Source organism: Aquibium pacificum (assembly GCF_040839445.1).
Taxonomy (GTDB): Bacteria; Pseudomonadota; Alphaproteobacteria; order Rhizobiales; family Rhizobiaceae; genus Aquibium; species Aquibium pacificus.
Genome location: NZ_JBDPGJ010000005.1, coordinates 1 through 24,003, shown reverse-complemented (window position 1 = coordinate 24,003; position 24,003 = coordinate 1). Strand labels below are relative to the sequence as shown.

At 64.6% G+C, this 24,003-nt stretch carries 27 protein-coding genes and 1 tRNA gene; 22 read left to right on the top strand and 6 right to left on the bottom strand.

What is annotated here, in order from left to right:
- Positions 1–15 precede the first annotated feature (15 nt).
- Positions 16–411 carry a c-type cytochrome gene (locus ABGN05_RS20555; RefSeq protein ID WP_373695963.1) on the top strand — a complete coding sequence of 132 codons (396 nt, stop codon included), beginning with the start codon at positions 16–18 and terminating at the stop codon, positions 409–411.
- Positions 412–488: 77 nt separating this feature from the next.
- Here ABGN05_RS20555 and ABGN05_RS20550 read toward each other — a convergent pair whose 3' ends face one another.
- On the bottom strand, positions 489–1,124 hold the full coding sequence (locus tag ABGN05_RS20550; protein WP_367955925.1) for a TetR/AcrR family transcriptional regulator: 636 nt from the start codon (positions 1,122–1,124) through the stop codon (positions 489–491).
- A gap of 111 nt (positions 1,125–1,235) precedes the next feature.
- Between ABGN05_RS20550 and ABGN05_RS20545 the strand changes: the two genes are divergently transcribed.
- The 15 genes from ABGN05_RS20545 to ABGN05_RS20475 all read left to right on the top strand — a co-directional run bounded on the left by ABGN05_RS20545 (position 1,236) and on the right by ABGN05_RS20475 (position 14,885).
- Positions 1,236–2,066 carry a sterol desaturase family protein gene (locus tag ABGN05_RS20545; RefSeq protein ID WP_367955924.1) on the top strand — a complete coding sequence of 277 codons (831 nt, stop codon included), beginning with the start codon at positions 1,236–1,238 and terminating at the stop codon, positions 2,064–2,066.
- Positions 2,067–2,077: 11 nt separating this feature from the next.
- Positions 2,078–2,359, top strand: a complete 282-nt coding sequence (locus ABGN05_RS20540) for a hypothetical protein (protein WP_367955923.1) — start codon at positions 2,078–2,080, stop codon at positions 2,357–2,359.
- A 127-nt stretch (positions 2,360–2,486) separates the two neighbouring features.
- Entirely contained in the window at positions 2,487–3,581 is a 1,095-nt protein-coding gene (locus tag ABGN05_RS20535; RefSeq protein WP_367955922.1) for a coiled-coil domain-containing protein, read from the top strand.
- Between the two features lie 55 nt (positions 3,582–3,636).
- Complete coding sequence (locus tag ABGN05_RS20530) at positions 3,637–4,782, top strand: hypothetical protein (protein ID WP_367955921.1); 1,146 nt, start codon at positions 3,637–3,639, stop codon at positions 4,780–4,782.
- 63 nt (positions 4,783–4,845) lie between these two features.
- On the top strand, positions 4,846–6,756 hold the full coding sequence (locus tag ABGN05_RS20525; RefSeq protein WP_367955920.1) for an AAA family ATPase: 1,911 nt from the start codon (positions 4,846–4,848) through the stop codon (positions 6,754–6,756).
- A complete protein-coding gene (locus ABGN05_RS20520) occupies positions 6,744–7,004 on the top strand; it encodes a hypothetical protein (protein WP_367955919.1) in 261 nt (86 codons plus the stop codon). The genes ABGN05_RS20525 and ABGN05_RS20520 overlap by 13 nt, the downstream gene beginning before the upstream one ends.
- A 78-nt stretch (positions 7,005–7,082) precedes the next feature.
- Complete coding sequence (locus ABGN05_RS20515; RefSeq protein ID WP_367955918.1) at positions 7,083–7,400, top strand: type II toxin-antitoxin system Phd/YefM family antitoxin; 318 nt, start codon at positions 7,083–7,085, stop codon at positions 7,398–7,400.
- An 11-nt stretch (positions 7,401–7,411) separates the two neighbouring features.
- Positions 7,412–7,822, top strand: coding sequence for an endonuclease domain-containing protein (locus ABGN05_RS20510; protein WP_367956445.1), 411 nt, complete (start codon positions 7,412–7,414; stop codon positions 7,820–7,822).
- Between the two features lie 97 nt (positions 7,823–7,919).
- Positions 7,920–9,206, top strand: a complete 1,287-nt coding sequence (locus ABGN05_RS20505) for a DUF6638 family protein (RefSeq protein WP_367955917.1) — start codon at positions 7,920–7,922, stop codon at positions 9,204–9,206.
- A gap of 112 nt (positions 9,207–9,318) precedes the next feature.
- Positions 9,319–10,479, top strand: a complete 1,161-nt coding sequence (locus ABGN05_RS20500) for a DUF2333 family protein (RefSeq protein WP_367955916.1) — start codon at positions 9,319–9,321, stop codon at positions 10,477–10,479.
- 228 nt (positions 10,480–10,707) lie between these two features.
- A complete protein-coding gene (locus tag ABGN05_RS20495; protein ID WP_367955915.1) occupies positions 10,708–11,469 on the top strand; it encodes a 3-hydroxyacyl-CoA dehydrogenase in 762 nt (253 codons plus the stop codon).
- A gap of 11 nt (positions 11,470–11,480) precedes the next feature.
- Complete coding sequence (locus ABGN05_RS20490) at positions 11,481–12,638, top strand: CaiB/BaiF CoA transferase family protein (RefSeq protein ID WP_367955914.1); 1,158 nt, start codon at positions 11,481–11,483, stop codon at positions 12,636–12,638.
- A 76-nt stretch (positions 12,639–12,714) separates the two neighbouring features.
- A complete protein-coding gene (locus tag ABGN05_RS20485; protein WP_367955913.1) occupies positions 12,715–13,488 on the top strand; it encodes a HugZ family pyridoxamine 5'-phosphate oxidase in 774 nt (257 codons plus the stop codon).
- A gap of 143 nt (positions 13,489–13,631) precedes the next feature.
- On the top strand, positions 13,632–13,964 hold the full coding sequence (locus ABGN05_RS20480; RefSeq protein WP_367955912.1) for an ArsR/SmtB family transcription factor: 333 nt from the start codon (positions 13,632–13,634) through the stop codon (positions 13,962–13,964).
- A 93-nt stretch (positions 13,965–14,057) separates the two neighbouring features.
- On the top strand, positions 14,058–14,885 hold the full coding sequence (locus ABGN05_RS20475; protein ID WP_367955911.1) for a TrmH family RNA methyltransferase: 828 nt from the start codon (positions 14,058–14,060) through the stop codon (positions 14,883–14,885).
- A 10-nt stretch (positions 14,886–14,895) separates the two neighbouring features.
- Here ABGN05_RS20475 and ABGN05_RS20470 read toward each other — a convergent pair whose 3' ends face one another.
- Together ABGN05_RS20470 and ABGN05_RS20465 are read right to left on the bottom strand one after the other, a co-directional pair.
- Positions 14,896–16,149, bottom strand: coding sequence for a coiled-coil domain-containing protein (locus tag ABGN05_RS20470; RefSeq protein WP_367955910.1), 1,254 nt, complete (start codon positions 16,147–16,149; stop codon positions 14,896–14,898).
- A gap of 127 nt (positions 16,150–16,276) precedes the next feature.
- Entirely contained in the window at positions 16,277–16,864 is a 588-nt protein-coding gene (locus ABGN05_RS20465) for a DUF1134 domain-containing protein (protein ID WP_367955909.1), read from the bottom strand.
- Positions 16,865–17,144: 280 nt separating this feature from the next.
- Between ABGN05_RS20465 and chpT the strand changes: the two genes are divergently transcribed.
- Positions 17,145–17,774, top strand: coding sequence for a histidine phosphotransferase ChpT (gene chpT, locus ABGN05_RS20460; protein ID WP_367955908.1), 630 nt, complete (start codon positions 17,145–17,147; stop codon positions 17,772–17,774).
- Between the two features lie 166 nt (positions 17,775–17,940).
- The gene (locus ABGN05_RS20455) at positions 17,941–18,309 is read left to right on the top strand and encodes a response regulator (protein WP_367955907.1); all 369 of its coding nucleotides are present in this window, start codon (positions 17,941–17,943) and stop codon (positions 18,307–18,309) included.
- 130 nt (positions 18,310–18,439) lie between these two features.
- Here the strand turns inward: ABGN05_RS20455 and ctrA are convergent, their stop codons facing one another.
- Positions 18,440–19,135, bottom strand: a complete 696-nt coding sequence (ctrA, locus tag ABGN05_RS20450; protein WP_367955906.1) for a response regulator transcription factor CtrA — start codon at positions 19,133–19,135, stop codon at positions 18,440–18,442.
- Positions 19,136–19,573: 438 nt separating this feature from the next.
- Here ctrA and ABGN05_RS20445 point away from each other — a divergent pair, with 438 nt between their 5' ends.
- On the top strand, positions 19,574–19,951 hold the full coding sequence (locus ABGN05_RS20445; protein ID WP_367955905.1) for a flagellar export protein FliJ: 378 nt from the start codon (positions 19,574–19,576) through the stop codon (positions 19,949–19,951).
- 148 nt (positions 19,952–20,099) lie between these two features.
- Entirely contained in the window at positions 20,100–20,564 is a 465-nt protein-coding gene (locus ABGN05_RS20440) for a paraquat-inducible protein A (RefSeq protein WP_367955904.1), read from the top strand.
- A gap of 100 nt (positions 20,565–20,664) precedes the next feature.
- On the opposite strand, the gene sciP is transcribed toward ABGN05_RS20440, so the two are convergent.
- Complete coding sequence (gene sciP, locus ABGN05_RS20435) at positions 20,665–20,940, bottom strand: CtrA inhibitor SciP (protein WP_024849925.1); 276 nt, start codon at positions 20,938–20,940, stop codon at positions 20,665–20,667.
- A 250-nt stretch (positions 20,941–21,190) separates the two neighbouring features.
- Between sciP and mnmA the strand changes: the two genes are divergently transcribed.
- Positions 21,191–22,372 (top strand): tRNA 2-thiouridine(34) synthase MnmA, encoded by a 1,182-nt coding sequence (gene mnmA, locus ABGN05_RS20430; protein WP_367955903.1) that lies wholly within the window; start codon positions 21,191–21,193, stop codon positions 22,370–22,372.
- Positions 22,373–22,429: 57 nt separating this feature from the next.
- Here mnmA and ABGN05_RS20425 read toward each other — a convergent pair whose 3' ends face one another.
- On the bottom strand, positions 22,430–23,386 hold the full coding sequence (locus tag ABGN05_RS20425) for a Gfo/Idh/MocA family protein (protein WP_367955902.1): 957 nt from the start codon (positions 23,384–23,386) through the stop codon (positions 22,430–22,432).
- Between the two features lie 274 nt (positions 23,387–23,660).
- On the opposite strand from ABGN05_RS20425, the gene ABGN05_RS20420 reads away from it, so the two are divergent.
- A tRNA-Met gene (locus ABGN05_RS20420) sits at positions 23,661–23,737 on the top strand.
- The last annotated feature ends 266 nt before the right edge of the window (positions 23,738–24,003 follow it).

Sequence of the window (24,003 nt, the reverse complement as noted above, 5' to 3'; positions counted from 1 at the left end):
ATGGAGGATTAGACGATGCGGATCGGGATTGTACTTCAGGCTGGCGCGATCGTGCTGGCGGCTGCCGTGCCGGCGATGGCCGACGGCGATGCCGCCGCCGGGCTCAAGGTCTTCAACAAGTGCAAGGCCTGCCACGACGCCGTCGGGGACAAGAACAAGGTCGGGCCGAACCTCTCCGGCGTCCATGGCCGGACCGCCGGAACGCTGGAAAGCTTCGCGTCGAAGTATTCGAAGGCCATGAAGGAAGCTGGCGCGGCGGGCCTCGTGTGGGACGATGCCAGCCTGACCGAGTACCTGCGGGCGCCACGGGATAAAGTCCCCGGCGGGAAGATGGCGTTCGCGGGCCTCAAGAAGGACCAGGAACTCGCCGACATCATCGCCTACCTGAAGGCCGACCCGAAGCCGGAATGAGCCTCGGGCCGACGGCGGTCGGTTTGCGCGGTTCATCCAAGCGCTTCGCGGGACGGTAGCCGGCCGACCTGCGGCACTCACGTATCGAAAACAGGTGGGACGCGACGGGCGGCGAGGAAGCCCATGGCGAGAAGGACCAGTTCGTCCTCGAATTCGGGATCCGTCAGATCGGTCGACCCGGACATGACGGCCATCCGGACGGCGCCCATGACAGCGCTGCCGAGCACAAGGGTCGCCATCCGGCTCAGCGGCCTGAACGGGCCGTCTTTCGAGCTGCGCGCCGCTTCCGCGATCTCGTCGATCGCTGCCTCGAAGAACCGCTCCTGCGTTTCGCGACCGACGACCGGCATCAATGCGAGGAGTATCTTGCGGCGTACGCGCTGCCGCTTGCCGAACGCATCGAGCAGAGCCCGGATCGCGGCGCGGATCGCGGGTTCAGGTTCCGACGGGTCGAGCGTCGCCAAGGCGGATTTGATCGCATCGCTCACCCTCGCGCGCTCCCGTTCCGCGATGGCGGCGAAGATGGCGGTTGCGTTCGGGAAATACTGGTAGAGTGATCCTATCGACACGCCCGCGCGCTCGGCGATGCGGTTGGTGGATACGCTCTCGTCCCCGTCCAGAAGCTGAGCCGTGGCGTCCAGGATCGACTCAACCGTTTGCCGCGCGCGGTCCTGGGCGGGCTCCTTTCGCTTCGATATCAGATGCTTGACCATCTTGCCTCCGTTCGTCGCGGCGCCACGGCGATGCGAGTATGCAAATGCGAGCAATGCTCACATGATACAGGGAGCGCGGTTCGCCGCAATCCATCATCCGGGAGCATCAGCATGGAACAGATGAGCACGGGCTGGGCGATCACCTTTGCGATCGTCCTGGCATCCATGACGATCCGCAGCCTGATCGTCGTGGGCGCGGCCTTCGCGTGGTACAACGCTTCGAGCTTCGCACAGCGGCGGCGGGTCTATCGCGTCGCCTACGGCGAAGGGCAGATCGGCAGCGAATTGCGGTCCGCGGTGACGGTGATCGCCTTCGATGCGCTGCTGTTATCGACCGTCAGGCATTTCGACTTGATCGGGTACGCGCCCGAACCGGGCCTGACGACATTCGCCGGCACATTCCTGCTCGTCTTCCTGACTACGGAAGTCTGGTTCTACGTCACGCACCGTGCAATGCATCACAAGGCACTGTTCTGGATCCATCGCCAGCACCATACCGCGAAGGTGACGGACCCTCTGACGTCGCTGTCGTTCTCTATCCTCGAGCGTGCCATCCTGATCGGAGGCATCCTCGGCTTCGCAGGAGCGGTATCTCACGTCTTTCCCTTGAGCATGACCGGGCTGATCGCCGCCGGGCTGTCGAACTACGTCCTCAACGTGCTTGGACATTCGAACGTGGAGTTCATTCCCGAACGCGTCGCCACGTCGCGGATCGGCCGCGTCTTCATCACTCCGAGCTACCATGCCATGCACCATGCCCGGTTCCGGGGCCATTACGGCCTCTTCACGACCGTGCTCGACAGCTGGTTCTCCACCCGCTTCGAAGACTATGAGCAGGTCTACGCACGGGCACGTGCGGGGCAAGGGCTCGACCGTCTCGGCGAGCGCGTGGGCAACGGTCCCCGTGCTTCGCGCCGCGCGGCTGCCGGAGCCGTGTCGTGAGGCGCGCCGCCTTGATCGCAGCGCTCCTCGTGCCCGGATGGGCGGCCGGTGCGTCGCAGCCCGACATCTCGGCCGAGCAGCGCCAGGCCTGCCAGGGCGACTATCTGCGCCACTGCCTGGGCACAGCACCCGGAGAGGGACGGGTGCTGGCGTGCATGGCCGCGAACTTCGCGAAACTCAGCCCGAAATGCGCGGCCAGTCTGGCGGAGGCCGCTTGTGATCCGCAGACGGCGGCGATGGTTCCACTCAGCATCGAATGCCCGGCAAGACCGATCGCGCCCGCCGCCGAATAATCGTGGGGGATGGCCACCCCCATCCGGTCGACGTTGCGCAAGGCACGCGCCGCAGACTTTCATTCGAAACATTCCCCTCCTATATTCGCCGCGTCGCCTGACGCGACGTGAAGCCTTGGGGGTGTGAATGGCGACGCTGCAGAATTTCGACGCCGAGATTGCCAAGACGAAACGCGTCGTCGAGGAGATGCGGTCAAAGATCGAACAGTCGGGCATCGTGCTCGACAAGTTCGCGCAGACCGACCAGAAGATCGGCGACGCCGAGTTCGATATCGAGAACGCCCGCATCCAGGACGTACTCAAGCAGCAGAAGACGATGGAAGCCAACATCGCCGACCTGATCATCGGCCTTGAGGATGCCACCAACGTCTTCGGCACCGAATTCGAGAGCATGAAGAACTACACGGGCTGGGAAAGCTTCGTGGGCATCTTCTCCAAACAGCGCCAGCAGCGCATGCGCACCGAGCGCGTCCGCAACATGTCGCTTGCCGGAAACCTCCAGGAACTGCTGGCGAAGTCCGATACGATCGTCGGCATCCTCAAGGCGCAGAAGCAGGTGCTCGACCAGCGCTACGCGACCTCGGAGGCGAGCCTCAGCCAGGTGATCGAGCGCCGCAAGGCGACGATCGAAGCCCTAACCGACACGCAGAAGCGCATCGAGGAACTGAACCCGATGCTGCTCGACGTGGAAAACCGCATCGCCGCGTCGACCGACCAGACCCAGCGCACCGAACTCGAAGGCGAACGCTCCAAGCTCGCGACCGAATACAACGAGAGGCAGGCCAAGGAGCAGGAACTTCTGGCCGAAAGCCAGACGCTGGAGCGCTACACCTCCATGTTCCAGACCTTCGTGGATTCGCTCAACAACCAGATCGCCGCGCAGAACACGCTGATCAACAAGCTGACCATCGACACCGAGCAGCGCATCGTCCTCTACAAGGCACTGGAGGACAGCTTGAAGACGGCGGCACAGCAGGACGTCGCGCACAAGATCAACACGCTCGGCAGCCAGGTCGACAACACCGCCGAGCAGACCATGGCGGGCATCGGCGCCGCCGCGCAGCGCCACATCGGCGACCTTCTCGAAATGCACGAGAAGAACATGGTGGCGACCGCCGACATCCAGCGGCGCAAGAAACTCGCGGACGAGGCCTTCGCGCGGCGCTTCGACGAGGTCATGAAGAAGCACAACGCGGCCGACTACGTGAGGCCGAGTGCCTGAAGACGGCGGACCCGCGTTTCTCCATGCCACCGGTACCACCCGAGGCCGCGCCGTCATGAAGCCGCCCGACACCGCAGCTGCCCGCTATTTCGACGCGATCTCGGCCGCGCTAGCGGGACTGGACGTCTTCCTGCGCGACGACCGGTCGCGTCTCCAAAACCATGGCCTGGTGGCGCAGGTCGTCGGCGAGTACATCGTGCGGCTGGAGAACTCCTTCGCCTGCTGGAACAACCGGCTGGGCTTCGTCGAAAGCTTCCGCATCTCGCGCGCCGAAAGCGGCTTTCCGGTCTTCCAGAACGTGCTCGAGCTGGAGCACGACCGGCGGACGGCCGAACAGCGACTGGCCGCCATTCCGCCGCCCGAGGAACTGCGCGCCGAGATGGTCGATTTCATCCTGCGCCACAAGGATTTCCCCAAGGCGCTGCAGCGCACGATGGCGGAACGCCTCTACCTCCAGGACGTCGGCACCGGTCTCGTCTTCGCGCCGTTCGTGCTGCCCAAGACCGTCAAGGTATCGGTCAATCCGAACACCCGCCGGCCCTACTACCTCGTGCACTGGGGCGCCTTCGACGGGTCCGCCAACCTGCCGCTCGTCTACATGGCGCTGGTGGAGGACTCCTCGCCCGACCTCGTCGACATGCTGGTCACGCGCGACGGCAAGCTCGCCGAGAACGTGCCGATACCCTTGCCGGTCGAGGGCCTGCTCAATCCCGGCCTCGCCCACCGCTTCGACGACTTCGCCGAGAAGAACTCCGCCTACGGCCTGTCGCCGGCCACCATCGCCGGCAACCTCGACAAGGATTTTCCCGAGCTTCACCCCAAGCAGCTGCGCCGCGTGGTGCTCGGGCCGTTCTATTCGGCCGGGATCACCGAGAACAATTCCACCGTCGAAGCCATCCTCGACAAGGTCCACCGGCCGCAGAACGCCTGGCTGCTCACCTGGACGATCCAGGAAGTCTATTCGAAATCCGAGAGGCCCGGCCGGCACGGGCTGTGGTCGAGCGAGCCGGCGCGCGAGGAGTTCCACATCGAGACGGACGATCTCGAAGCGGCGCGGCAGGGCGTCAGCGCCTACGAGAAGCACGCGCTGATCCCGCACGAGGCCTATCAGGCGCTCTATGCTGCCGGAGAGGCGCAGAAGATCTTCGCCGGATACAAGGTCCACGTCCTGTCGGGCGGAAGCGTGATCAATGACATGTGAGCTTCGCTTCATGAGCCTGCAAGAGCGCGCGCCGATGAAGTATCACAACACACGAGGCTTCAGATGGACGCCGGCCTGACCACCCTTTCCGAGAAGGACATCGAGAAGCACCGCGCCACCGCGCAGTCGATGATCACGCGCATCATCGTGCTTGAAGGCGACGGCGGTGGTTCGCAGACGGCGCTTGCCGGCACCGGCCGGCGCTTCGTCTCCACCGTCTCCACCGGTTCGGTGCGGCGCACCAAGGAAGTGGAGCTTGCGAAGACGGTCGCCTCGGTCCGCCCCGGCGACCAGCTGATGTCTATCCCGCAGCACACGCTGCTGTTTCGGGCACGGCGCGGGCTGGAGGTGTCACTCGCGATCGGCGACGTCTTCGCGCAGGGCAGCGACCTCGAGAGCCTGCAATCGAAGAACATGCAGTCGCCGCTGCAGGGTGAAGAGGCTGCGCGCTACAAGAAGCTCCTGTCGGCCGCGGCCTACGTCGCCGCCTTCGCCTTCGGATCGTACCTCTTGCAGCTTGTGGACGGCGAAGGCGAGCCAGTCAACGACACGGAAGAACCGGACTTCCTGTTCGACACGGCGCAGGACGCGCTGAAATCGATGGTCGCCGGACTCGACCGGGCGATCGCGGGCGCCAAGGACGACACCGAGCTCGCCCCCCGCGCACGCGCCTTCGCGCGGGTCGCGATCGAGGGGCTGCTGTCGCGCAAGGGACGCTTCGACGGATTGGGCGCCTTCGAGGACGCGCACATCCGGCTGGATTCGGACGACTTCACGCTCGACGGCTTCGACGTCGCGCCGGGCCAGAAGCGCAAGCCGCTGTCGATGTCGTTCAAGAAGCCCAACGAGATCGTCGGCAACCACATCGCCAAGTATCAGGCCATGCGGCTCGCCAAGATGCTGATGGCCTATGATTTCGACCGGCAGATGAACCCCTTCGTGGAACTCGGCGGTTTCCTCTTCACCTTCATCGGCGACGGCGCGCCGGGGACCGGCAAGACCATGCTGATCCAGATGACGGCGGGGCTGATCAACGACTACTGCCAGGTCGCCGGCTACCCGTTCCACTACGAGAATTTCGGCGTCGACCAGATCTCGTCCTACCAAGGCAAGTCGGGCCAGAACTGCAAGCAGTTCGTCAACAACGTCATCAACCCGCGCGCCATCGGCTTCGGCACCGTGGACGACATCGACCAGGTGGCGGCAAAACGCTCCGACGACCGCGCCTCGGCCGGTCAGCAGGAGATCACCGGCGTCCTGATGGAAAGTTTCCAGGGGGCCTCGACCGTGGTGCGCGGGAACTGCTCCTTCGGCATGTTCTCCAACTATCCCGAAAACGTCGACGACGCGCTGCGCCAGCGCGCCGGCGCACGCTGGCTGGTCGACGGCCCCCAGACCCGCGACGACTACATCGACATCTTCGTGCTGCTCGCCGGCAAGAACCACAAGATCCCGCTCGGCGAGCACGATCTCTTCGAAGCGCAGGTGATCCAGAAGGCCGTCAGCACCGCCTACGAGGAGCATTCGAAGCCGCAGGAAGAGGGATTGCTCAAAGTCTACCAGCGCTATCTCGACCGGTACGGCGAACCGCAGACGATGGCCGACGTCGGCACCTATCTGCACATGATCAAGGAAGCCGAACCGCGCTTCACCGGTCGCGCCATCAAGAACGTCACCGACGCGATCAAGATGCGGGCGATGGACATCGACCTGCCCGACGCCTGGTTCGAGACGCCCGAGGCCTTCATGCACAGGCCCTACGACGAGAAGAAGGCGATGATCGAGGACCTGCGCAAGCCCTTCTCGATGGCCATGGTGATGCAGGAGGTCAACCGCTACGCCGACTCCGAATTCCGCTATTCGGACCGCTCCGACGACGCGGCGGTGTCGAAGATGATCCGCGATGCGAGGCTCAGGGAGCGCGCGGTGCGGGAGATGGAGGCGATGAAGGCGAAGGGGGCTTGGAACGCCTGATGGAGACGGCTGCGGAGATCTGGAATGAGCACATCCGGCTCAATCTCATTTGGGTGTTTCTGGCCGGGATGATCGCGATCTTGTACTCGATGCGCAGGCGTTGGCGCGAACACTGGAATAGTACAGGTGACGATCGGTTCTTGGGTCTGAACGCTGAGGCATTCCGCCTGATCGGTCCGCTTTTCGCCTGGATGATCCTGTTTGGCATCCCCGCCACCATTGCCGACATGGTCTTGGGTCCGAAATGAACGGCGCCCGCAGATCTCGAGGTTGCTGCCGGATAGAAAACCATCAAGCTCTTGCGTGGCTGGCTGGAAGGCGATGACATGCGTGAAGTAGGCACATTGGAAGCGCAGAATTCGCTGAGCGCGCTTATCGAACTCGTCGAGAAGGGCGAGGAGATCACGATTACGCGGTACGGAAAGCCGGTCGCACATCTGCTACCGCCGACCAGGAAATCCCGAGGCGTCAGCGCCGCCCCTCATCCGCCCTTCGGGCACCTTCTCCCCGTGAACGGGGAGAAGGGGGGTGGCGCGGCCGGATCCAGGAGATCCGGTAAGGTTTGCAGAGGTTTGGTGAAGGCAGTGGTGTGGCACCCCCTTCTCCCCGCTCGCGGGGAGAAGGTGCCCCGAAGGGGCGGATGAGGGGCAGTTCGATGCGTGGAGAGAATGCGAGACGAACGAAGCGGGCACGGGCGCTGCGGCAGGTCGAGAACGAAGCGGAGGAAATTCTCTGGCAGGAACTGCGCGGGCGGCGACTGAATGGCCACAAGTTCGTCAGGCAATTGCCGATCGGGCCGTATTACGCGGACTTCGCCTGCCGGCAGGTCAATCTCGTTCTGGAGGTCGACGGCAGCCAGCATGCTCACCAATCACGCGACCGATTTCGGGACGAAACGATGAATGCGAATGGATGGTCCGTGCTCAGGGTCTGGCACGCCGACGTGCTGCGGGACCGGGGGGTGGTTCTCGACATGGTCGTGGCGGCCGTCGAGGGGCGCCTCGCCGAGCGCATGCTGTCGAGCGAGGTGAAATTTCTGCCCGCTGCGCGGCAGGTGGAGCGATGATCATGTCCTTCCGCGCCCCTCATCCGCCCTTCGGGCACCCGGGCGAGCCACGTGTCCCGCCCGTCCTTCGGACCCCCGTAGACGGCGAGAAGGGACGATGAACCTCCTGCGCGACAACGAGCTGATCTACGGGCGGCTGCTCGCCGTCGAGGGCGCGCATCTCATTGAGCGCTACAACAAGGCGCTTGCCGCGTTCGGGGTGAAGCCGACGCTGCTCAAGAGTTTCGAGATCGACCGCACCGGCTTTTCCCCGCAGGTGGCGGACGAACTCGGCGACTATCATTATCTCGATCCCAATCAGGTGAACCGGCGGTTCATCATCCTCACGCCCGCGCAGATCGAGCTGCCCGTGGTCCATACCGCGTTCTCCAACACCTCGCAGCTGATGTACGAATTCCTGTCGCGCAACCGCCGCGCGATCGACGCTCTCACCATCAAGGACGTGATCTACGGCGAGATCGAGGACTCGGTCGCCAAGGTCGAGGACATCGAGGACCTGCTCTCCATCAACCAGGTCGAGTTCCGCGTGTTGTCGGCCGAGGACGTGCTCGGCAAGGCGGCCGAACTCGGGCGACTCGCCGACCGGCTGAAGCAGGAGCCGGAGGCCTGGCGCGACGACGCCATGCTGTCGCGCATGGTCGAACTCGCCAAGGTCTGCGGCGACATCCGCGAGAACGCGCTGGTGCCGGACCAGGTGATCTTCCGCCACAACGCCTTCTGGACCAGCCATTTCGGCGGGCTCTACGTCTTTGTCGATCCCGACATGACGACCGTCATCTCGGATCCGTCGGCGCCAGGCTTCCGCCGGTCGCGCCCGTGGCAGGTCAGCTACCTGTCGATCCGGGACGCCAAACGCGTCTTCGACTTCCTGCTGTCGACCGGCCGCCTCGACCTGCCGCGCGAATCCTGGCTCGACCGGTCCGGCTACCTCGAACATCGGGCGCAGATGACGATGCGGGGCCTCATCCGGCGGATCGAGCCGACCGCCGATCCCGCGCGCATCGACAAGGTCTGGTTGCAGACCTGGATCCACAACCATGCCGACGAGGTCAATCGCGACGGCACCTTCCCCTTCCTGAACGCGGCAAAGCGGGAGGCGGCCCAGACCGGGCGCATCGATCTCAACGAGGTCGATCCGGCGCGAAGGTTCCTGCTGGTGCGTGCCAAGCCCGAGCATCCGGACGCCTGGCTGACCAACATGCTGATCGCCGATTTCGTGCCCGACGACTTCATGTCGCGCTACGTCTTCAACAAGCAGACCTTCTATAAGGACTACGAGAGCTTCGACGAGTCCTGGCGCGGTCATGTTGTGGACATGCTGAAGACCAACTATCTCAGCGACAAGGCTGGGTTCCGGGCGCGGCTCTACGGGCTGGCCGACTAAAGCGCGCCGCGATCTTTCGGATTCGCTCGCTGCGCTTTAGTTTGTTGTTTTTTGTGCATGTCTCCGGCCCGAGACCGGTGCCGGTTTCGGAGACATGCTTCAGGGGGTTAATATGCTCGATCCTATCGTCAACTTCTTCAGCCGGGTCTTCCAGGCCATCGGTCGCGGCATCGGCTGGGTCGTCGGCATCCTCCTGTGGCCGTTCATGGCGGCGAGCCGCTGGTATGCGCGCCGCGGCTGGCTGATCAAGGGCCCGATCGGCATCATGCTGCTCGTGCTGATCGGCCTCTATGGCTATTTCATCTGGAATACGCAGGTCTGGTCGGGGTTCGACCCGGAATATGCCGCCAAGTACGAGTTCGTATCCGCTCCCGCCACCAACCCCGGCGAAAGCGTTCCCCCCGCGAATGGCGACGCGACCGGCGGTGCGGCCGCGCGTGGCGCGGAAGGGGAAATCCGCACCTGCACGCGTTCGGCGATTACCGAAGTCGCCGCCGACCTGATCGAATTCAACGTCAACCAGAACGCCTGGATCTCGTCGATGATCCTCTACAAGGTCGGGCTGTTCGGGATCGACTGGGACAGCACGCCCTTTCTCGACAACAAGGCATCGTTCCAGCGCGGCGTGAACCAGGCCATCCGCCGGACCACGGTGGAACTCGTCGACACGCTCGGCCGCGTGCGCGGAACCAGCCAGATCGACCAGAGCCTCCAGGACGCCCGCGGCGCCATGCAGTTCGACGAGTACACCTGGTACTTCGGCACCGATCCCTTCGGCTTCAAGACGCCGACCCCGGCCTTCTACCGGTCGGCCATCGAACACCTGCATGCGTTCAACGCGCGGCTCGAGGCCTGCAATGCCGTCTTCGACGCCCGCGCCGACAATCTCGTCCAGTTCCTCGACCGGATAGCCAGCGACATCGGCTCGACCTCGGCTATCCTTCGTGAGCGCTCCGAGCTTTACAACGCGGGCTGGTTCGACGTGCGCGCGGACGACCGGTTCTGGTTCGCGTATGGGCAACTCTACGGATATTACGGCGTCCTCAAGGGCGCCCGGCACGACTTTACCGACGTCATCACCAGCCGCGGGCTCGCGACGCTGTGGGAGACGACCGAGAACCAGATCGTCTCGGCGCTCAAGATCACGCCCTTCATCATCTCCAACGGCGACGAAGCCGGCTGGATCATGCCCACGCACCTCGCCACCATGGGCTTCTACGTGCTGCGGGTGCGGTCCAATCTGGTCGAGATCAGAAGCGTGCTGGACCGCTAGAGCCCGGCGATCCGGACGCGCGTCGGCCTCCCGGTCGCGCTCTCCGTCCCGTTCCTGACGACGGTGGAAAACATCCGGCGCCGCAACGAGCGCATGCGCGGAATGTCGCCGGGCCGATGCATCCATGTCGCACGGCCAGGACGGGCCGGCAGTCTTGCCTTTCCGCCTCTCCTCCCGCTACCATGAGGCAAGATTGTTTTGCTTCATAACATTTCGGGAGGATATCTCATGGACGCATCGGGTCAGGTCGCCATCGTAACCGGCGGCGGATCGGGTCTCGGCGAAGCGACGGCGCGCGCGCTCGCCGCGCGCGGCGCGAAGGTCGCGGTCTTCGACGTCGGCATGGAGCGCGCGGAGAAGGTCGCCGCCGACATCGGCGGCATCGCGGTCAAATGCGACGTGTCGAGCGCGGAGAGCGGTGAGGCCGCGTTCAAGGCGGTGGTCGATAAACTCGGCACCCCGCGCATCCTGGTAAACTGCGCCGGCATCGCCATCGCGATGAAGACGACCGGCAAAGAAGGCGCGCATCCGCTCGATGCCTTCCTGAAGGTCATCAACGTCAACCTCGCCGGCACCTTCAACATGATCCGGCTGTTCGCCTCGCTCTGCGAGAAGTCGGAGCCGCTGGAAGGCGGCGAGCGCGGCGTCATCGTCAACACGGCTTCGGTCGCGGCCTTCGACGGCCAGATCGGCCAGGCCGCCTACTCGGCCTCGAAGGGCGGCGTGGTGGGAATGACGCTGCCGATCGCGCGCGACCTGTCGCGCGCCGGCATCCGCGTCTGTACGATCGCGCCAGGCATCTTCAAGACGCCGATGCTCGCCGGCCTGCCGGAGGATGCGCAGCGCTCGCTCGGGCAGCAGGTGCCCTTCCCCTCGCGCCTTGGCGAACCGGCCGAATACGGCGCACTCGCCTGCCACATCGTCGAGAACCAGATGCTCAACGCCGAGACCATCCGCCTCGACGGCGCGATCCGCATGGCGCCGCGCTAGGCGCGAAATCGGTGGGGGAGGAGGAACGGAAGGGGCCGCTTAGCGGCCTCAAGGTCATCGAGATGGCCGGGCTCGGTCCGGTGCCGTTGGCGGCGCTGATCCTGTCGGAGATGGGGGCGACCGTGGTTCGCGTCGCCCGCCTCGGCGCCGCCGCTTCCTTCCTCAATCTGCCGCCCGAACTCGATCTCGACAGACAGGGCCGCGGCACCGTCAAGGTGGACCTCAAGGCACCGGAGGGCATGGCACTGATGCGCGAACTCGCCGCCGGAGCCGACGTCCTGATCGAGGGTTTCCGGCCCGGCGTGATGGAGCGGCTCGGCCTCGGTCCGGATGAACTCCTGGAGGCGAATCCCGGCCTGGTCTATGGCAGGATGACCGGGTTCGGACAGGAGGGGCCGCTCGCGGCGCGCGCCGGCCACGATCTCACCTATCTCGCACTGACGGGCATGCTGCACGCCATCGGGCCGAAGGGCGGAAAGCCGGTGCCACCGCTCAATCTTGTGGCGGACTATGGCGGGGGAACCATGTTCCTGATCGCCGGCATTCTGGCGGCGCTGTTCGAGCGCTCGCGCTCCGGAAGGGGCCAGGTGGTGGACGCGGCGATGGTGGATGGCGCCGCCACGCTCGGCTCCCTCCCCTACGCGCTGCTTGCAGCGGGTCTGTGGCACGACCAGCGCGGCTCGAACCTGCTCGATTCGGGCGCGCCGTTCTACGACACCTACGAAACCTCCGACGGCCGCCACATTGCCGTCGCCTGTCTCGAGCCGCAGTTCTTCGCCGAGTTCGCGCGTCTCCTGCCGTTGGAGGAGCGTCTTGCCAGGGCGCAATACGACGTTTCGCTCTGGCCTGCGATGCGAGAGGCCATTGCCGGCACGGTCGCGCAGCGATCCCGCGACGACTGGTGGTCGATCTTCGCGGAAACGGACGCCTGTGTCGCCCCCGTCCTGTCGATGGCCGAGGCACCCGACCACGCCCTCAACGTCGCCCGCGGCACGTTCCGCGCCCAGGGAAAACTCAGACGCGCCGCACCCGCGCCGCGTTTTTCCCGCACAGTCTCCGCGCCGTCTGGTCCCGCAACGAAGAACGACGGCATGGCAGCGCTCGCCGCCTTCGGCATATCCACGGACCGCGCGGAAGCCCTTGCCCGAAGCGGGGTGATCGGAGGATAAGTGGACAGACGTTGTCCGCTTATCCTGAAGCACGCGGACGACGCAATCCACGTGATCTGACGAGGGAGATGCCAGAATGGCCGGCGAGAAGAAGGACGTGATCCGTCCCACCGACGCGGAGGCGATCCGTCTCGCCAAGTCGCTGCTGCGCGCCTCCCGATACGGCGCGCTCGCCGTACTGGAACCCGGGACCGGTGCGCCCTTCGCGAGTCGCGTCGCGACCGCGACCGATCTCGACGGGTCGCCGCTGATCCTCGTCTCGACGCTCTCGACGCACACCGGCGGCCTCATGGCCGACCCGCGCTGCTCGCTTCTGCTCGGGGAACCCGGCAAGGGCGACCCCCTCGCCCATCCGCGCGTGACGCTCGCCTGCCTCGCCGAGCGCCTGGACCGGGAGTCAGACGACGGCAAGCGGGCGCGGCGCCGGTACCTCAATCGCCATCCGAAGGCGGCGCTCTACGCCGATTTCGGCGACTTCTCTTTCTTCCGGCTACGGCCGGAGCGGGCGAGCCTGAATGGCGGATTCGGCAAGGCATACGCGCTGGAAGCGTCCGATCTGCTCACGCGAAGTCCCGCAACCGAAGGACTGGCCGTCGCTGAGCAGGGTGCGCTCAACCACATGAACGCCGATCATCGCGACGCCATCGCCCTCTATGCAGATCATTTCGCCAGGGCGAAGGGTGACGGTGACTGGATCATGACGGGCATCGACGCGGACGGGATCGACGTCGCCTGCGGCGATGATTCGCGCCGCGTCTTCTTCCCCCAACCTCTCGAATCGGCCGCCGATTTGCGCAAGGCACTCGTTTCGATGGCGGCGGAAGCGCGGGCAGCGAGAGAAATCCGCTGAATTTCTTCTTACCCGGCACAAATTCGCTCCAGCCGACTTTCGTTCGAGGACAAACTGAATTACGCTACGTTAGCGTAAGCTCAGAAAGCGGAACTTCTCCGCTTGCTGGTCCTGCGGGGTTTGAAGGACGGACGGAGGCGAAATTGCACAAGGGACCACTTTGTCTCCATGCCGACGACGCGGCAGCGTTTCTCACCGCGTTTGCCAACAGCAAGCGTATCCAGATCATGTGCGAGCTGCTTTCGGGAGAACTCGCCGTCGGCACGATCGCAGGAAAGGTAGGGCTCAGCCAGTCCGCCCTGTCCCAGCACCTTGCTAGACTGAGAAGCCTCGGGCTCGTGCGCACCCGCCGCGACAAGCAGACGATCTACTACTCCTGCAATTCCGAAAACGTCAGAACCCTCTTCTCCACGCTCGACCTGATGTTCGTGGACGAACCGGCCAAAGTCCCCCTCGCGCTCGCTCGTTCGACCTGATCGCGCCGCGACGCGGGCCGTGAACCGGCCGGCTGTTGACCTTTTCCGCTCCTCGCCGTCTATCCGCCGCGTGACATCGAGCGCGAGACATACATGCATCCAGATCCGGTGAGCGAGGCTTCGCGCCTCACCCGCATCGACGATCCTGCCGACGAGCGGCTGGCGGCTTACAGGGACATCCGCGAGCGGGACCTCGTCGGGCGGGAAGGACGCTTCGTCGCCGAAGGCAAGGTCGTGCTGAACGTGCTGTTCGGGAGTTCCGCATTCGAGGCGGAATCCGTCCTGATCCTCGAGAGCCGCCTCGACGGAACGACCGACATCATCGAACGCGTGCCGCCGCATGTGCCGATCTACGTGGCGGGAAAGTCGGTGCTGGATGCCGTCGCCGGCTACCACGTGCATCGCGGCGTTCTGGCGATCGGCCGCCGCGGCGAGCCTCCGGACCTCGACCGCTTTCTCGGCGGCCTGTCCGCGAGGGCGGTCCTTCCGATCCTCATCGGGATTTCCAACCACGACAACGTCGGAGCGGTCTTCCGCAATGCGGCCGCGTTCGAGGCTGAGGGCGTCCTGCTCGACGAGACCAGCTGCGACCCTCTCTACCGCAAGTCGATCCGCGTCTCGGTCGGGGCTGCACTCAAGGTGCCGTTCGTGCGGTCGGGCGACGCCGGGAGCATCCTGACAGCCCTTGCGCGGCATGGCTTCGAGTGCCTCGCGCTGTCGCCGCGCGGACGGATCGCTTCGACCGCGCTGGATTGCCGGGGCCGAACGGCGATCCTTCTGGGGAGCGAAGGGCACGGCCTGCCCGAAACCGTCCTGGAGACACTAAGGTCGGTCCGTATCGACATGTCGGCCGGGTTCGACAGCCTCAACGTCGCGGCCGCGTCGGCCATCATGCTGCACCAGCTGTGGAGGCGCCGATAGCGACGGATCGTCAGCGGCCGGCCGCCGCGGCTTCCTTGAGCGCGCGGACGCGATCGGCGAGGCTCGCGGTCCGGCGTTCCTGCCCGGTCACACCGCCGGTCATCGCCGGCGCCTTGGCCAGCGCGGTTGAGATCGCCGATTCCGGCCCGTCGAGCATTTCGGTCAGCCGCACGACCTCGGCCGCCAGATCGTTGATCTGCTCGCGCAGCAGGGCGTTCTCGCGCTTCTGCTGATCCCACTCCTCGGATTTCGAACGCTCGTAGGCCGAGAGCTCGGTCTTGAGCTTCTTGTTCTCCCGCACCAGCAGCGCCAGCCGCTCCTCGAGCCGCTCGCGGTCCGTGTTCAGTCTCTCCATCGCCTTCTCCACATCTCCCCCCGTGGCCGAGGACAGCAGCGTCGACATCTGCAAGGTGAACTCGGCCAGTTCCGCTTCGAGCCTGACCCGCTGTGCCTCGGCTTCCGACAATTGCCGGGAGAGCTCGTCCTCCGTCTTCGCGGCCTGCTTGGTCTGCTCCCTCAGCCGCGCGAGTTCCTTTTCGCGCCGGTCGAGCTTGTCCTCGCGGTCGGTCAGGCTCGTGACCATCCGCTCGAGCTTCTTTTCGAGTTCCTCGGTCTTCTTCCGCTCGGCGCGCAAGGTTTCCTGCGCCTGCTTGTTCTCGGTCGCGATCTCGCGAAGGCGGCGCTCCGATTCCTTGCGCTGCGTTCTCAACATGCCGACATCGCCCGAGACGCGTTCGAATTCGGCCTCGCGGGCAACAAGCTCGATCTGGCGACTGCTGGCGGCGAAGCTCGCCTCGTCGTACATCCGGCCGAGCTTCTCGATTTCCAGGGCCCGTTCCTCGAGCTGCCGGTCCGCGGCCGCCATGCGGTCGCGGATCTGCTGGAGCTGTTCCTCGCGCAGCCGCAGTTCGCCGCGCAGTTCGCTGGCCTGCGATTCCAGTTCAGTGATGGTGCCGTTCTTCTCGGCCTTCTCCTCGGCCAGCCGCTTCAGCTGTTCCTGGTTGCGGTTGATCTCGACGATCTGGCCCGCTGCCTTCTCCCGGAAGGACTTGATGCTCATCTCCAGCCGCCGGGTGGACATTGCGAACTCTGCCCGCATCCGGTCCTTGTCCGCCTGTATCTCGTTGAGAGACAGGGGAACCGTGGATTCGATGCGCCGGCGGGTTAAGACGACCGCGCGCCGCCAAAGCGCAGGCGCGACCATCAGCGCCAGGAAGCCGGCGCAGAGAAAGCCGAGCGAGAAGAACAGAATAGACTCGATCAAGGCCCACGGTCCGCGAAAAAGGATGAATGCACAACGCAACTCTGGCACGAGCGCGCTGTTTCGATCCAGATCAGGACCGTTTTTACTTCGCCTTAAGGTTAAGCGCCAGCGGCGTTTGGCAATGCGGTCAGAACGGGTTCCAGGTCGCCTGCTGGGTCAGCTTCAGGTATCCGATGTTCACGCCGAGCCGAGCGCCAACGCCGGTCCGCACAGGCACGAGCAGGACGTCCCCGTACCGAAGGACGTTGAACCCGAAGCCTGCCACGACATAGGCCGATCCGGCGACCCCTGCATATCGGTGATAGAGGGAATCCACCGAACCGAGATTGTAGACGAGCATCATCGTGCGGGAACCCTGCCCGCCGATGTCCCAGCCGATCGAGGGTCCCTGCCAGAATACCGCGTGATCGCCGGCATTGCGGGTGTAGAGGGTCCCCTCGCCGTAGGTGAGGCCACCCACGATCGCACCGGATCCTTCCTCGCCGAGAACGTAGCCGTTCGGGACGCCATATTGCGAAAAGAGGGTCTCCACGACGGTGGCAAGTCCTCCGGACGTGGCGCCGAAGAACTTGTGTCCCGAATCGACGATCTCCTGCGCCGAAAAGCCGTCCGTGTTCGCGGCCACGGGCGCCGGGTCGGAGAGCAGCGCCCCGGCGGCGACGATCGCGGCGGCGGCCAATTGCGTTGCGCGTCGCAAATGCTTCGAGATGTCCATTCCATGCTTCTCCCTGCTGGCGCGGGTCCGCGCGCGCCTCGGCGCAATCCGCGGTCCGCTGCATTGGATCGGTGAGGAATGGTAAACCCAAATCGTTTTGCATATCTTAAGCATGTCGCCCCGCGCGGCACATGGAAGGCGGTCGGCGCGCACGCGCCGTTCACGATTTCTTGCGAGCGTCGCCGCCGTGTGCAACCACGGCGAGGGCGCTCGGCTTTTTGATTCGCAAGGGGATTCGGGTGGACCCGTAGTCCTTTTGCCTGCGCCGGAGACCCTGGCTATGTCCGAACTCTTCTCCCTTACCGCACCCGATCTGGCCGCGCTTTTGTGCAGCCGCGTGTGCCATGACATCATCTCGCCGGTGGGCGCCCTCAACAACGGATTGGAACTGCTCGACGAAGGCGGCGCGGACGAGGACGCCATGAACCTCATCCGGGCAAGCGCACGCACTGCCTCGGCACGGCTGCAGTTCGCCCGCATCGCGTTCGGAGCCGCCGGTTCGGCGGGGATGCAGATCGACACGGGAGATGCCGAAAACGTCGCCACCGCCTATTTCCGCAACGAGAAGCCGGTGCTCGAATGGTCGGGGCCCAGAGCGCTCCTGCCAAAGAACAAGGTGAAGCTGCTCCTGAACCTGCTGCTCATCGGATCTGGCGCAATCCCGCGCGGCGGCAAGCTCCACATGACGCTGTCGGATGTGGAAACGTCGCCGAAGTTCACGCTCGTCGCGACCGGACCGATGGTCCGCGTGCCACCGAAATTCCTCGAGATGCATTCCGGATCGCGTCCTGAAGAACCGATCGACGCGCATTCGGTGCAGCCCTACTACACGTTGCTGCTCGCCCGCGAGGCCGGCATGACGATCTCGATCCACGCAAGCGCCGACGAGATCACGCTGCTGGCGGCATAGGGGCCTTACAGGGGCGGGCCGAGCCGGCATCCGCCTGCCCTCGCCGACCTCCCTTCGATCGAACTTTAGCAGGCTTGATCCGCTTTTCCTTTACTATTCCGCTCTAGGATATTGGCGGGGGTAGCCAGGGCTGCCGTGTCTCATGGCGCCAGAAGGGACCGAAGGTATGAAACGCTGCATGGTCGTCGATGATTCCAGCATCATCCGCAAGGTGGTCAAGCGCATTCTCGGCGGGCCGCAAATGGTCGTGGTAGAGGCGGGCAACGGCCGGGACGCACTCGACATGTGCGCGGCCGAACTCCCGGACGTGATCATCGTCGATGGCGTGCTCCCGGACATGATGGCCACCGAATTCATCAAGAGCGTCAGGGCCCTGCCCGGCGCGGCGCGCGTGCGGATCCTGATCTCGATCCTTCAGTTCGATATCGGGGCCATCATGCGGGCGAAGCGAGCGGGGGCGAGCGGCTATCTGCTCAAGCCCTTCAACCGCGCGCAACTCGTCGAGAGGTTCAGGGACCTTCAGGCGGCCGCCTGAACCAGCGGCCTGCTTCGAGAACGACAGCGTCCGTTCGGTAGCCCTGCGAACATACGGCCCGGCCGCGCACGAAGCGCGGCCTTCGACCCAAACCCTTGTCGGCTAGAAATCTTCGCCGATCCGCCTTCGGCTATGCGCTGGCGCGCATGTCCTCTGGCTCGCGCAGCACGTAGCCGCGTCCCCACACCGTCTCGATGAAGTTCTGGCCGCCGGAGGCCGCATCGAGTTTCTTGCGAAGCTTGCAGATGAAGACGTCGATGATCTTCAATTCCGGCTCGTCCATGCCGCCATAGAGATGATTGAGGAACATCTCCTTGGTGAGCGTCGTGCCCTTGCGCAGGGAAAGCAACTCGAGCATCTGATATTCCTTGCCCGTGAGATGCACGCGCTGGCCTCCCACCTCGACCGTCTTGGCATCGAGGTTGACGATCAGGTCTCCGGTCGTGATGACCGACTGCGCATGACCCTTGGAGCGACGCACGATCGCATGGATGCGCGCCACCAGCTCATCCTTATGGAACGGCTTGGTCATGTAGTCGTCCGCCCCGAAGCCCAGGCCCCTCACCTTGTCCTCGATCCCGGCCATGCCGGACAGGATCAGGATCGGCGTCTTCACCTTCGACAGGCGCAGGGTCCGGAGGACCTCGTAGCCCGACATGTCCGGGAGGTTCAGGTCCAGGAGGATGATGTCGTAGTCGTACAGCTTGCCGAGATCGACGCCCTCTTCCCCGAGGTCCGTCGTATAGACGTTAAAGCTTTCAGACTTGAGCATTAGTTCGATGCTCTGTGCCGTGGCACTGTCGTCTTCGATCAGCAGAACTCGCATCTCATTCCCCTCTTCCGCCGCCGAACCGGATGCGCCGGTGAGCCGGCCCAGAAGCAGTCATTCCTGAATCGGAGGCTGCCACCAAATGGTTAACAAAATCTGATTCCGCCTGGCAAGCGCAATCCCGTCGTCGAGCTGATTTCCGCACCTGATTGAATCCAAACGTGAATCTTCGAAGCGACTCGTTAAAGTTATGGCTTAAGGATTCCTTGCAACCGATTCACCCGACTCGGAAGTCCGGAATGACTGCAAGATGCGCGGTGTTTTTTACCGCCCCTTAAGCCCTCACCGCTATGATTAATAATGCGCGTAAACGAATGGTTACCGGCGGTAAAAATCTTTAGGACTTTCTTCGCCATCGACAACCACAGCGCGCTGGAGGCGTCCGTTCGGACTAGGGAGTCCGGTGAGTTAAGCGTATTCGGGAGTTAGCTGTTCATGAAGTCACGTGGAAACCTCGTCAGGCTGAAGCAGTTTCAGGTCAACGAGAAGCGCCGTCAGCTTTCGCAACTGGACCTCATGATCGCGGAGTTCGACCGCATGGCGGCCGAACTCGACGCTCAGATCTCCATCGAGGAGAAGCGTTCGGGCATCAGCGACATCAATCACTTCGCCTATCCGACATTTGCGAAGGCGGCGCGCCAGCGCCGCGACAACCTCAACAATTCGCGGCTCGACCTGCTGCATCAGAAGGGCGCGGCCGAGGCGGGCCTGAGCGAAGCGGAGGCGGAACTGGAAAAGGCCGAGCACCTGGAGAATCGCGACGCGCGTGTGCGCGACGCCGAAACCGACCTGCGCCGCGCGATCGTCGGCTGAGCCTGCCGCAAGACGACGGCCGACGGACTCCCGGGTCGGCCGCAATCCCCCGCGGCATTACTTCCCCAACCAATCTCGCAGGTGGCCTTTCAGACGCCGTCCGTTATCATTGCCGGGCTCGACACCGGAAACGGACTGACGCCTACCCATGCGGCTCACCCTCCCCCTGATCCTCTTTGCGGCGACGCTGTGCTTCGCGCTCGGCATCGTGCTTCCGCTGATCCGGGTCGAACGTCTCTACCTTTTCACCGACGAACCTTCGCTAACCGGCATCGTGGTCGCGCTCTGGACCGGGGGCGACGGGCTGCTTGCCGCGGCGGTCGCGCTGTTTTCGATCGTGTTTCCGTCGCTGAAGCTCGCGCTGCTGCACATCGCCATGCATGGCGGCACCGAGGCGCATGCCCGCCTTCCCGAATGGATAAAGGGTCTCGCGAACTGGTCGATGCTCGACGTGCTGCTGGTCGCTCTGGTGATCTTCGCGGCCAAGACAAGCGGGTTGGCCACGGCTTTCACGAAGCCGGGGCTCTGGTTCTTCGCGCTTTCGGTGGTTCTGACCGCGACCGCGACGGCGCTTCTCAAGCGCCGCTCCGGTGCCGAGGAACTGTCCGGCTAAAGCATGTCTCCCGAAAGTGGGAACCGGTTTCGGGACAAAGACATGCGGAAAAACAGACAGCTAAAGCGCAGGAAGCGAATCTGAAAGATCGCGACGCGCTTTAGTGCCGATACTGCTGGATGCGCGTCGTGCGCAGGCCGGCAAGACCATATTCGTCGATGGAGGCCTGCCAGGAAAGGAATTCCTCGACCGTCAGCTTGTAGCGCTGACAGGCTTCCTCCAAGCTCAGGAGCCCTCCCCGCACCGCAGCGACCACCTCCGCCTTGCGGCGGATGACCCAACGGCGCGTGTTCGACGGAGGAAGATCCGCAATCGTGAGTGGGCTGCCGTCTGGCCCTATGACGTATTTGACGCGAGGTCTAACCAGATCGGTCATTGCACTCTCTACACAATACACTCAGTACCAATCCTCCGCAGCCTAGCGGTTCAGCTTTAAAAAATAGCTAAGCAGGCGGTAATGGGATCGTAACGAATCGGGACTTCTTAAAATGCGATTCAAAACGCTCCGGCGCGGCGCAAAGGCGCGGGCGAGAACCGGAACTGGCATCCTGGTCCGGCCTGCCTTATGTAGGGGTCGCGAGCTCGAGAAAGCATAGCCTCGAGCGCACGGACAGAGCGAACGACCGATGAACAGCCTGGACCTTCCCGGCCGTCCCGAAGACACCCGCATCGTGGTCGCGATGTCGGGCGGAGTGGATTCGTCCGTCGTTGCGGGTCTTCTGAAGAAGGAAGGCTACGATGTCGTGGGGGTGACGCTGCAGCTCTACGACCACGGCGCCGCCGTCCACCGCGCGGGCTCCTGCTGCGCGGGCCGCGACATCGAGGATGCGCGCCGCGTGGCCGAGACGCTCGGCATTCCGCACTACGTGCTCAACTACGAGCAGCGCTTCCGCGAGGCGGTGATCGATCCCTTCGCCGCGAGCTACGTCTCCGGCGAAACGCCGATCCCGTGCGTGGCCTGCAACCAGACCGTCAAGTTCGCCGACCTGCTGGGCACCGCGCGCGAACTCGGCGCGGAGGCGCTCGCCACCGGCCACTACATCCGCTCCAGTACCAACGGTGCCCATCGGGCCCTTTTCCGCCCGGTCGACGCAGATCGTGACCAGAGCTACTTCCTCTTCGCGACCACGCAGGAGCAGCTCGATTACCTGCGCTTTCCGCTCGGCGGCATGGCCAAGCCGCAGGTGCGCGCGCTGGCGGCCGAACTCGGGCTGTCGGTGGCGGCCAAGCAGGACAGCCAGGACATCTGCTTCGTTCCGCAGGGACGCTACAGCGACGTCATCGCCAAGCTGCGGCCGAACGCATCGGTAGCCGGCGAGATCGTTCACATCGACGGCCGCGTGCTCGGCAGGCACGACGGCATCCTGCACTTCACGATCGGCCAGCGGCGCGGCATCGGCGTGGCGACCGGTGAAGCCCTCTACGTCGTCCATCTCGACGCCGACGCAGCCCGCGTCGTCGTCGGCCCGCGCGAGGCCCTGGAGACGCGGCGCGTGTCGCTGCGCGACGTAAACTGGCTCGGCGACCGGCCCCTTGCTGCGCTGGCCGGCAGCGCGATGGAGGTGTTCGCAAAGGTGCGCTCCACACGGCCGCCGAGGCCCGCGCTGCTGCATGCGGGCGGCGACGCCGGCATCGAGGTGGAGTTGACGGAAGGCGAGACGGGCGTCGCGCCGGGGCAGGCCTGCGTCTTCTATTCCGACGACGGCAACGAGGCACGCGTGCTGGGCGGCGGTTTCATCGAACGGACCCGTCGCAGCGGCAAGGCCGAGGCCATGCTGGCGCGCATCGCCGAGGCGCCGGCGGTCTGAGCGGGACCGGACACCGGTACCGCCTCCGCTGTTGCGCGGCCGGAGAGAGGCGCCGGGTCAGTCGTGGATGACGCTGCCGGCCGTCAGGATGCGCAGGACGGTGATGGCTTCCTCGCCACTGGTGCGCGGCTCCCGGCGGGTCTCGATGCAGTCGATGAAATGCTGCAGTTCGCGGGTCAGCGGCATCGCATCGTTCACGATCTCCACATAGGCGGGCTCGTTGGCCGTGAACGCCCACTGGCCGCTGTCCTGCCACACGGCATGGCGATAGACGGCGAGTTTCCGGTCCCATGATTCCACGTCGTCGAAGACGGCCATCGCCTTGGTTCCCACCACGGTCAGCCGCCGCTCCCGGTACGGATTGAGCCGCGACGTGAACAGGTGGCTGCGGACGCCGCTCGCAAAGCGCATGTGGAGATGCGCGAAATCGGAAAGATTGTCGAGAATGGCGGCGCCCTCGCCGCGCACCTCCACCGGCGGCTGACCGGTGATCGCAAGGATCATGGACAGGTCGTGCGGGGCGAGGTCCCACAGGGCGTCGTTCTCGGTGTGGAACTTGCCGAGCCCCAGCCGGTGCGAGTGGATGTACTTCACCTCGCCGAGCTCGCCATTGTCGATCAGCGCCTTGAGCTTCTCGAAGGCCGGATGGAAGCGCAGGACGTGACCGACCATGAAGATGCGCTTGTGTTCGCGCGCCGCCGCCACCGCCCGCTCGGCGTCGGCTACGGTCAGCGCGATCGGCTTCTCGACCAGGACGTCCTTGCCCGCCTCGACCGCCCTGACGGCGAACTCGGCATGAAACTGCGGCGGCAACGCCATGATGATCGCGTCCACGTCGTCGCGCCCGAAAATCTCCTCGGGCGGGATCGCCAGGCAGTCCTCCTCGGCGGCAAAACCCTCGGCGCGCGCGCGGTTGGCGTCCGACACGGCATGGAGCGCGTCGAGCTTCTTCAAGGTACGGATGTGATTGCTTCCCCAGTAGCCACAACCGAGGACTGCTATGCGTGGCGCCATGTCTTGCATGTCCGAAAAAGTTGGGCCTGACATATCGGGCGGAAGGGCCGAACTCAACCCCTGCACGCTTGCATGCACGGCCACCGCATCGCGCGGACTTTCGAGGGTGGTCCAGCGACTGCCCTGCGGCCGCCTCCAGCGGTCTGCTGCCGTAAGCCCTTGGGTGGAAGCGTATGTCCACGGAGTTCCGACATGCGCTTGACAGCCTCGCGATGCCGCCACTATATCCGCCCAGCCTTGGCGCGAGCCATCGAGCGGCTTGTGCCGCTTGCGGGGCGGAGTAGCTCAGTCGGTTAGAGCAGAGGAATCATAATCCTTGTGTCGGGGGTTCGAATCCCTCCTCCGCTACCAATAAAATTCAATGATTTCAGATAGATAGCCCCAATCGCAACGCATGGCGATGGTGCTCGAATGGCGCTGGGTGCCATTTTGGGTAACCCGAGCAATCCGCTTGAGTGCCTGCAGTCCAGCCTTGGCGAAATGGGCTTCATGAACCGCGCCGGGTTTGCCGGAGGCCGTTTTGTTTGAGTCACGCCGCCATGGCCGGCTCTTCGAGCATGGCGTAGTATCGTGCCTCGGCTTCGGCCGGCGGGATGTTGCCGATGGGCTCCAGCAGC

Excerpts from the sequence above, each read along its gene's own strand:
- chpT (WP_367955908.1), top strand. The coding sequence starts at position 17,145 with ATGTCCGAACTCTTCTCCCTTACCGCACCCGATCTGGCCGCGCTTTTG.
- sciP (WP_024849925.1), bottom strand. The coding sequence starts at position 20,940 with ATGACCGATCTGGTTAGACCTCGCGTCAAATACGTCATAGGGCCAGAC.
- ABGN05_RS20515 (WP_367955918.1), top strand. The coding sequence starts at position 7,083 with ATGCGTGAAGTAGGCACATTGGAAGCGCAGAATTCGCTGAGCGCGCTT.
- ABGN05_RS20525 (WP_367955920.1), top strand. The coding sequence starts at position 4,846 with ATGGACGCCGGCCTGACCACCCTTTCCGAGAAGGACATCGAGAAGCAC.
- ABGN05_RS20475 (WP_367955911.1), top strand. The coding sequence starts at position 14,058 with ATGCATCCAGATCCGGTGAGCGAGGCTTCGCGCCTCACCCGCATCGAC.
- ABGN05_RS20555 (WP_373695963.1), top strand. The coding sequence starts at position 16 with ATGCGGATCGGGATTGTACTTCAGGCTGGCGCGATCGTGCTGGCGGCT.
- ctrA (WP_367955906.1), bottom strand. The coding sequence starts at position 19,135 with ATGCGAGTTCTGCTGATCGAAGACGACAGTGCCACGGCACAGAGCATC.
- ABGN05_RS20455 (WP_367955907.1), top strand. The coding sequence starts at position 17,941 with ATGAAACGCTGCATGGTCGTCGATGATTCCAGCATCATCCGCAAGGTG.
- ABGN05_RS20485 (WP_367955913.1), top strand. The coding sequence starts at position 12,715 with ATGGCCGGCGAGAAGAAGGACGTGATCCGTCCCACCGACGCGGAGGCG.
- ABGN05_RS20545 (WP_367955924.1), top strand. The coding sequence starts at position 1,236 with ATGGAACAGATGAGCACGGGCTGGGCGATCACCTTTGCGATCGTCCTG.
- ABGN05_RS20465 (WP_367955909.1), bottom strand. The coding sequence starts at position 16,864 with ATGGACATCTCGAAGCATTTGCGACGCGCAACGCAATTGGCCGCCGCC.
- ABGN05_RS20445 (WP_367955905.1), top strand. The coding sequence starts at position 19,574 with ATGAAGTCACGTGGAAACCTCGTCAGGCTGAAGCAGTTTCAGGTCAAC.
- ABGN05_RS20505 (WP_367955917.1), top strand. The coding sequence starts at position 7,920 with ATGAACCTCCTGCGCGACAACGAGCTGATCTACGGGCGGCTGCTCGCC.
- ABGN05_RS20440 (WP_367955904.1), top strand. The coding sequence starts at position 20,100 with ATGCGGCTCACCCTCCCCCTGATCCTCTTTGCGGCGACGCTGTGCTTC.
- ABGN05_RS20510 (WP_367956445.1), top strand. The coding sequence starts at position 7,412 with ATGCGTGGAGAGAATGCGAGACGAACGAAGCGGGCACGGGCGCTGCGG.
- ABGN05_RS20530 (WP_367955921.1), top strand. The coding sequence starts at position 3,637 with ATGAAGCCGCCCGACACCGCAGCTGCCCGCTATTTCGACGCGATCTCG.
- ABGN05_RS20495 (WP_367955915.1), top strand. The coding sequence starts at position 10,708 with ATGGACGCATCGGGTCAGGTCGCCATCGTAACCGGCGGCGGATCGGGT.
- ABGN05_RS20500 (WP_367955916.1), top strand. The coding sequence starts at position 9,319 with ATGCTCGATCCTATCGTCAACTTCTTCAGCCGGGTCTTCCAGGCCATC.
- mnmA (WP_367955903.1), top strand. The coding sequence starts at position 21,191 with ATGAACAGCCTGGACCTTCCCGGCCGTCCCGAAGACACCCGCATCGTG.
- ABGN05_RS20425 (WP_367955902.1), bottom strand. The coding sequence starts at position 23,386 with ATGGCGCCACGCATAGCAGTCCTCGGTTGTGGCTACTGGGGAAGCAAT.
- ABGN05_RS20550 (WP_367955925.1), bottom strand. The coding sequence starts at position 1,124 with ATGGTCAAGCATCTGATATCGAAGCGAAAGGAGCCCGCCCAGGACCGC.
- ABGN05_RS20535 (WP_367955922.1), top strand. The coding sequence starts at position 2,487 with ATGGCGACGCTGCAGAATTTCGACGCCGAGATTGCCAAGACGAAACGC.